This is a genomic window from Acetobacter fabarum (assembly GCF_011516925.1).
GTDB lineage: Bacteria > Pseudomonadota > Alphaproteobacteria > Acetobacterales > Acetobacteraceae > Acetobacter > Acetobacter fabarum.
Genome location: NZ_WOTG01000037.1, coordinates 1 through 3,784, shown reverse-complemented (window position 1 = coordinate 3,784; position 3,784 = coordinate 1). Strand labels below are relative to the sequence as shown.

Below are 3,784 nucleotides of genomic sequence, written 5' to 3'. Positions count from 1 at the left end.
CTGGGCGCAGGACCGGAACGCTCTATGGAACGCAGCCGAGGCGGCCGAGAAGAGGAAGGACGCCAAGACCGGCCGGGAATACGAGCTGGCGTTACCGGCCGAGCTGGACGCTGGCGCACGGAAGGAACTGGCCCGGGATTTCGCCCGTGAGCTGGTGGCGCGGTACGGGGTGGTGGCCGATGTGGCGATCCATGAACCCGGCCGGGAAGGGGACAACCGGAACCATCACGCCCATATCCTCACCACCACTCGGACGGCCGGGGCGGATGGACTGGGGGCCAAGACGCGGGTTCTGGACGTGGCCAGCACCGCCTCGGTCGAGATCGAGCACATGCGGGGTGTGTGGGCGCGCCAAGTGAACATGGCGCTGGAACGGCACCAGGTCGAACAGCGGGTGGACCACCGGAGTTTCGAGCGTCAGGGGAAGGAACAGGAGCCGACCCGGCACATGGGGGTATCAGCGACCGCCATGGAGCGTCAGGCGGCCCGCGAGATCCCCGGCCGAGATCCTGTGACGGATCTCGGGAAGCAGAATGCGGAGATCCGCGAGCGGAACCGGGTTCTTGAGACGGCCCGCAAGGCCATGGAAAAGGCGCAGGAGCTGTTCTCCGGCCTTGAGAAGCGGGCAAAGTTGGCGGTCGGTCTGGCCCGGAAGATCGGGCAGAGGATGGAACGTGAGAGAGACGCAGAGACTAGGCGAGAAAAGTACCGTCGTCAGGAGCGCAGTCGGTCGCAAAGGGTATTGAGCGGTAAAAGACTTGGTTGTGATTATAGTAGATAGGTTTTTTTGCATCACTTCATTTCGATATCGAAATGAAGTGATGCAAAAAAACCACTATCTCGAAGAAAATTAAAAATCTTATAACTTTATCTCGCATTTGCGAGAGAGATGCCCTACAATACCCATTGATCATGTGCGCCAACACATTGATCGCGCGTGGAGCCTCCAGCTGAAAGGGGGTGATGTTATGCTGGAAACCGCTTGTATAACGTTTATGGTTTCTGTGCTTTCTCAAGTCTTGGTCAGGCTACTGGGTAAGCACTTTAACTTCTAAACATTGAGACACCAAGACGCCTCTACCGACATCGTTCGGTGGGGGCGTTCTTGTTATGGGGTTTACAACTGCGAATCGTAGGAAGTCAACATCAAACCGTAGTTTCGTTTCTGTCCCAGATGAGTGAGTCAACTTGTTTCTAGGCGTTTTTGACACAATCCCTATTTGCCTCGCTCATATAACTAATATGGTTGTCTTTGGACCCGCATTCAATTGCAAGCTCTGGCCACTTTGGTGCCTCAGTCAGGATGCTCCGCCTTGAATAATCGCCAGTTTAGCCCCGGGCTTGGGGATTAGATCGAGTTCGCTCTGGGTTGCTCGGCTTCCGACTTCGGCAACATGTTTATTCATGAAATAGCGAACGAGACCCGGTCCACGCATTCCGGCAATTTTTTCCCGTTCTGTGAAAATGGCACCGAAGTTTACTAGTTCACGCATAATTTCGCTGACGTCACTGACACGGATGCCAACAGATTCTGCGATTTCCTCGCGGGTAAGCATGATCTGTCCAGTGTGCGGGAATAGGTGGTCGAATAGTAATGTCCACACGTCCACGGCTTTCATAGGGCGCTTACTATTCTTCATCAGCCAGAGGGTAACCGCGCGGTTCTGTGCGGGACGGATCATGACAAACGGTTCCGTAGTTTTTGGTTCAGGCGAGGTAAGACGATTAATTGTGACGATAACCCGTCCGAGTGCATCGTGATCAAAAGACGGATCATCGAAAAATGGCAGGAGAGCCTGCCGGACCTGCTCGGCCTGATCTTCACGTAGTCGATCCTTGCGGGTCTTGAGACGGGTCACGTTCCGCATGTGAGGAACCTTTGTATAAGGGCTTATTAGGACGCACACTGTGCGTCTATATAGACGCACAGTGTGCGTCCTAATGCCAAGTTATTTTTGGCGGAATACCAAAGAAAAACGGCGATCTGGATATGTCTAGATAGAATAAAGATATTTATTCCCCCCTATGATCCCCCCCTTAAATCTGTGGAAAACTGCTATTCCCCGCAGGGGGCCGACGCCCTACGGGCGGGCTATGCCGCTCCCGCTCCGCGCTCGCCCGGCCCCTGTGACGCCGGCAGAATCGGGCGAGAGAAAATAGCTCAGGAAGCGATGAAGGGGCGGGGCGGCTTTCCCGTCCCGATGACGGTCAGCGGATATACCAGCCGCTAAGGTTTCCCTTGGCGTTCTCTTTCGGGAAACAGACCGTCCCACCCTTCTGACGTTCCGTGATCCAGCCATCCCCCTTGCACAGGGCCAGCATATCGAGGCTACCAAGCTGATCGAGGCCATAGGCCCGCTGTCCGGCCGGTGTGTTCGCCCAGCTTGCAGCGGCCTCCTGATTCCGAGCTTTCTGGTATCCGTCTGCGTGTCCTGTGTCCCATCCAGCCCGTTGGCCGAAGAAATATCCCCCGCCAAACGCCACCAGAACGATCAGGAAGGCCGTTAGGGCCGTCCAGAGTAGAGATGAACGTATTTCTGCCTGACTGGCCTGTAGCGCCTTCTGTGAGGCTCCTGTAGCCTGTTTAAGCACAGCTTGCATTTCGGCTGACAGGTCGTGTTCCTGCTGGTTCCGGGTCGCCTGATCGGACCGGACGGCCCGAAGCAGACGGTTTGTCTCCGCCATTTCCCGGCCGAGCTGGTCGAACGCGGCCAGCCCGTCATCCAGCTCGCGTTCGTCGGTCATGACCGGTCAGGTTCCGGTTTCTGCCAGCCCTCGAACGCCTTGTGGTCATGGTCGCGGGTGATGCGTTTCAGCAGTTCGTCAATGACCCGGGCGAAGCGTTCATCCTTCCCGGACGCATCGATCAGCAACCCACCCAGAATGATCTTCCTGCGGGTGTCCAGCTTGCGTTCCTCGGCGTTCTGTCTGGCGAGCAAAGCCTGATACCGGGCCTTGGCCTGTTCGACCTGCTGTCTTGCCTTTTCGATGGGTGTCATTTTTTCTCCCGCTCCAAGTGGGTGCAATGGTCTGCTGTCATTCCGGCTTCCGCGTGACCCTGTTGATGATACCCAATTTTTCGGAAGTTTCCTTGATTCGTCGTATAGGAAAAACAACCCTTGCGACGAAGGAATGAAGGGCGCACTTTAGCATTGTTCCAATGCGTGCGTAAAAAAGGTTGTTATTATGAGTGCTATTAATGTTGAAGGTTTTGTTGCTCAGGCATTATGCCAAGCAGCAGGGGTTGAGCATTTACCTACCCCAGCCGGGGGGTATACGGTGCCTAGAGCAATAGCAAATGCCGGTGGTTATGCATTCGGTGATTTGAGTGTTTCTGCAAAGGCGTCTCTTGTCACTGCTATCGGAATTTTTGTGGCGCATGGAAAATTAGACGATAGTTTTAATGTTCGTGCCAAGAGCATTGAAACTGCCGCAGATGCGCAAGCTCTAGTTCAAGATGCAGATGAAGCCATGGTGGGTAAATAATTCATCAGGTGGCGATCTATCACCTGTCCGTCAAATCCATCTCGCGCTCTGCCGGTCGCAGCGTCGTAGCGGCTTCTGCCTATCGTGCCGGTCAGGAACTGACAGACGAACGGCAGGGCCTGACGCACGACTACACCCGGAAACAGGGGGTGGAAGATGCGTTCATCGTGGCCCCGGATAGTGCGGACTGGGCGCAGGACCGGAACGCTCTATGGAACGCAGCCGAGGCGGCCGAGAAGAGGAAGGACGCCAAGACCGGCCGGGAATACGAGCTGGCGTTACCGGCCGAGCTGGACGC

The 3,784-nt window shown here is 55.7% G+C and carries 6 protein-coding genes; 3 read left to right on the top strand and 3 right to left on the bottom strand.

From position 1 onward, the window contains the following. Positions 1–781 (top strand): MobA/MobL family protein (locus GOB83_RS14500; RefSeq protein WP_242005896.1); only part of this gene is annotated, 781 nt, incomplete at its 5' end. Positions 782–1,298: 517 nt separating this feature from the next. Here GOB83_RS14500 and GOB83_RS14495 read toward each other — a convergent pair. From GOB83_RS14495 to GOB83_RS14485, 3 genes are all read right to left on the bottom strand, one after another. Beyond that, a complete protein-coding gene (locus GOB83_RS14495) occupies positions 1,299–1,868 on the bottom strand; it encodes a hypothetical protein (protein WP_165926610.1) in 570 nt (189 codons plus the stop codon). Between the two features lie 340 nt (positions 1,869–2,208). Further along, positions 2,209–2,745, bottom strand: coding sequence for a replication protein (locus tag GOB83_RS14490; RefSeq protein WP_165926609.1), 537 nt, complete (start codon positions 2,743–2,745; stop codon positions 2,209–2,211). Next, positions 2,742–2,999 carry a conjugal transfer protein TraD gene (locus tag GOB83_RS14485; protein ID WP_165926608.1) on the bottom strand — a complete coding sequence of 86 codons (258 nt, stop codon included), beginning with the start codon at positions 2,997–2,999 and terminating at the stop codon, positions 2,742–2,744. Before GOB83_RS14485 ends, GOB83_RS14490 begins: the two co-directional genes overlap by 4 nt. Positions 3,000–3,186: 187 nt before the next feature. Between GOB83_RS14485 and GOB83_RS14480 the strand changes: the two genes are divergently transcribed. Together GOB83_RS14480 and GOB83_RS14475 are read left to right on the top strand one after the other, a co-directional pair. Further along, positions 3,187–3,486 (top strand): hypothetical protein, encoded by a 300-nt coding sequence (locus GOB83_RS14480; protein ID WP_165926607.1) that lies wholly within the window; start codon positions 3,187–3,189, stop codon positions 3,484–3,486. Positions 3,487–3,494: 8 nt separating this feature from the next. After that, positions 3,495–3,784: MobA/MobL family protein (locus GOB83_RS14475; protein ID WP_165926606.1), on the top strand; the 290-nt coding region annotated here is incomplete at its 3' end.